The organism is Vibrio sp. OPT46 (assembly GCF_015163535.1).
GTDB lineage: Bacteria > Pseudomonadota > Gammaproteobacteria > Enterobacterales > Vibrionaceae > Vibrio > Vibrio alginolyticus.
The window spans coordinates 762-4,048 of sequence record NZ_JADDYG010000298.1; the positions used below are offsets into that span (position 1 = coordinate 762).

The 3,287-nt window shown below is 42.4% G+C and carries 1 protein-coding gene and 1 tRNA gene; both read left to right on the forward strand.

The genetic code is table 11. The annotated features are described in order from the left end of the window. The first annotated feature begins 267 nt into the window (after window positions 1-267). Window positions 268-343 (forward strand) — tRNA-Asn (locus tag IQR33_RS13390). A gap of 351 nt (window positions 344-694) precedes the next feature. After that, on the forward strand, window positions 695-2,992 hold the full coding sequence (gene pflB / locus IQR33_RS13395) for a formate C-acetyltransferase (protein WP_065274718.1): 2,298 nt from the start codon (window positions 695-697) through the stop codon (window positions 2,990-2,992). Window positions 2,993-3,287: the final 295 nt, after the last annotated feature.

The following is a 3,287-nucleotide window of genomic DNA, read 5'->3' on the forward strand; positions in this document are numbered from 1 at the left end:
CCTCTGTTTTATTTGCTTATTTTACGCATAACTCTGACTAAAAATTCATTAAATAAAAACTTAGTTGCATATCAATTTTCTTTACCCAGATCTCATCAACATACTTATCCACAAATTTAGTGGATAACTAACCTCGAGCCTTTACTGGCAAGCCATACAGAAAAGTAAAGCCCTTAACTCAATATTTTTTTCTAAAAATGTATTTTTTTACTGTTGACAGTAGTTTGAGTGCTCGGTAAGATTCGTCCCGCTTTCAAGCAAAGCAATTCCTCCTTAGCTCAGTTGGTAGAGCGACGGACTGTTAATCCGCAGGTCGCTGGTTCGAGCCCAGCAGGAGGAGCCAGATTATAGAAAAGCCGTGTCGCAAGACACGGCTTTTTTTGTATCTTAATCGCCATGAAATCTAAGCCAATCTAGGCGTCATAAAATCACACCGAAATAAGTTCAAATTACAGAACTCATAACATTGTCATAGATAGTGTTCTCACAGTACCACACATTTAATTCTGTCTCTTTTCTAGCAAAAAACAATCATAACCAATTGAATCTATTATTAATGCAATTTAATCATTGAAAAAATGAAAAGCATTCATTTTACTCATACCAAATAAATCCATACGATTAAAAGGGTTAAGAATGGTTCCGTCCTACTCGTCGCCTCCATTCTAATTATCAATAACTTAGGGATTTACTTATGACTATTCCGACAACTGACATGCTAGATGCATGGGCTGGATTTACTGCTGGTGAATGGCAAAACTCTGTCAACACTCGTGACTTCATCCAAAAAAACTATACACCCTATGAGGGAGACGAGTCTTTCTTAGCCGAGGTTAGCAAATCCACTTCAGCATTATGGAACCAAGTGCTTGAAGGCATAAAACAAGAAAGCCGCACACACGCCCCTATTGATTTTGACACAGACTTGCCCTCAACAATCACTTCCCACGATGCAGGCTACATCAACAAAGATCTGGAAAAGATCGTTGGCTTACAAACTGATCAACCGCTAAAACGTGCAATCATCGCCAATGGCGGGATTCGCATGGTAAAAAACTCGTGCGAAGTTTATGGCCGCGAATTGGATCCAACGGTTGAAAAAATCTTCACTGAATACCGTAAAACTCACAACAAAGCGTGTTTCGACCTTTACACCAAAGAAATTCTAGCCTGTCGTAAATCCGGCATCATCACGGGCCTTCCTGATGCTTATGGCCGTGGTCGTATCATTGGTGACTATCGCCGTCTCGCCCTATACGGTATCGACTTCTTAAAAGCAGACAAAAAAGAACAATACAATTCAACACAAACGTTCTTAGAACAAGGCAACGATCTTGAGAAAACACTTCGTCTTCGCGAAGAAATAGCCGATCAAGTTCAAGCACTTGAAGACATTCGTCAAATGGGTCTGAAATACGGCATTGATATGTCGCTACCTGCAAAAACAGCACAAGAAGCGATCCAATTTACCTACTTTGGCTACCTAGCGGCGGTTAAATCGCAAAACGGCGCAGCAATGTCACTGGGCCGTACTTCGACTTTCCTAGACGTCTATCTAGAGCGCGATATCGCAAACGATTTGATTGATGAATCACAAGCGCAAGAAATGATTGACCACTTCATCATGAAGCTACGCATGGTTCGCTTCCTACGCACACCAGAATACGATTCATTGTTTTCTGGCGACCCAATCTGGGCAACCGAAGCCATGGCAGGTATGGGTGTTGATGGCCGTACACTAGTATCTAAAACGACATTCCGATACTTACATACGCTACATACTATGGGCCCTGCTCCTGAACCAAATATGACGATTCTTTGGTCAGAGCAATTGCCTGAAGCGTTCAAACAATATGCTGCAAAAGTGTCGATTGATACCTCTTCGGTTCAATACGAAAACGACGATCTAATGCGTCCTGATTTCGACAATGACGACTACGCGATTGCCTGTTGTGTGAGCCCGCAGGTTGTTGGTCAGCACATGCAATTCTTTGGTGCACGTGCCAACCTTGCAAAAGCACTGCTTTACACCATCAATGGTGGTATCGATGAAAAATCGAAAGCGCAAGTGGGTCCGGTAGTGGACAAAGTTCAAGATGAAATTCTCGACTTTGACGCTTTGATGCCTCGTTTCGACAATATGTTGGAGTGGCTAGCAACGCAATACGTCACAGCGTTGAACATCATCCATTATTCGCATGACCGTTACAGCTACGAAGCATCACTGATGGCATTGATGGATCGCGACGTGCACCGCACGATGGCGTGTGGTATTGCAGGTCTGTCTGTTGTTGCAGACTCTTTAGCAGCAATTAAATACGCAACCGTGAAACCCGTTCGTGATGAAGATGGCATCGCCGTTGATTTTAAAATCGAAGGTGATTATCCAAAATTTGGTAACAACGATGCCCGTGTTGATGACATCGCTTGTGATCTAGTTGAGCGCTTCATGAAGAAAATTCAGAAGATGCACACCTACCGCGAAGCAGTGCCAACTCAATCGATTTTAACAATCACATCTAACGTGGTTTACGGTAAAAAAACGGGTAATACACCAGATGGCCGTCGCGCAGGTATGCCTTTTGGACCGGGTGCAAACCCAATGCACGGTCGTGATGAAAAAGGGGCGGTTGCGTCTCTGGCATCGGTTTCTAAATTACCGTTCGCTTACGCTAAAGATGGTATTTCTTACACTTTCTCAATTGTGCCTAACGCATTGGGTAAAGATGACTTGAGTCAGAAGAAGAACCTAGCTGCGCTAATGGATGGTTACTTCCATCACGAAGCAAGCAACGAGGGCATTGCGATTGAAGGTGGTCAACACCTTAACGTCAACGTTCTAGACCGAGAGATGTTATTGGATGCGGTTGAACATCCAGAGAAATACCCTCAGTTGACGATTCGAGTGTCTGGTTATGCGGTACGTTTTAACTCTCTAACGACAGAGCAACAGCAAGACGTCATCACTCGTACCTTCACGAGTAAGATATAAACACAGTCCATCAAGCACTCAGAAAGTTTAAATAATTAGCTTGTAAATATACATTGCCCGCCTCTCTTTTCTACCTGGGAGAGGCGGGCTTTTTTTAAAATCACACATTAGATGAAAATTAATAGGTAGTATCCTCTCGCTAACAATACATTCAGCAAACGATTCAATTTCTTATTGATTCATCAAAATAGATCAAATAGACGACTATTTTTCCATCGTGTATGTAAAACCACATCGTTCACTGGTTGTTATTGGTGTCACAAAACACGATAATATCAAGATCGGATTTTAAGAA

What these genes read in the sequence shown, in the direction of transcription:
- pflB (WP_065274718.1), top strand. Translation starts at nt 695, where the DNA reads ATGACTATTCCGACAACTGACATGCTAGATGCATGGGCTGGATTTACT.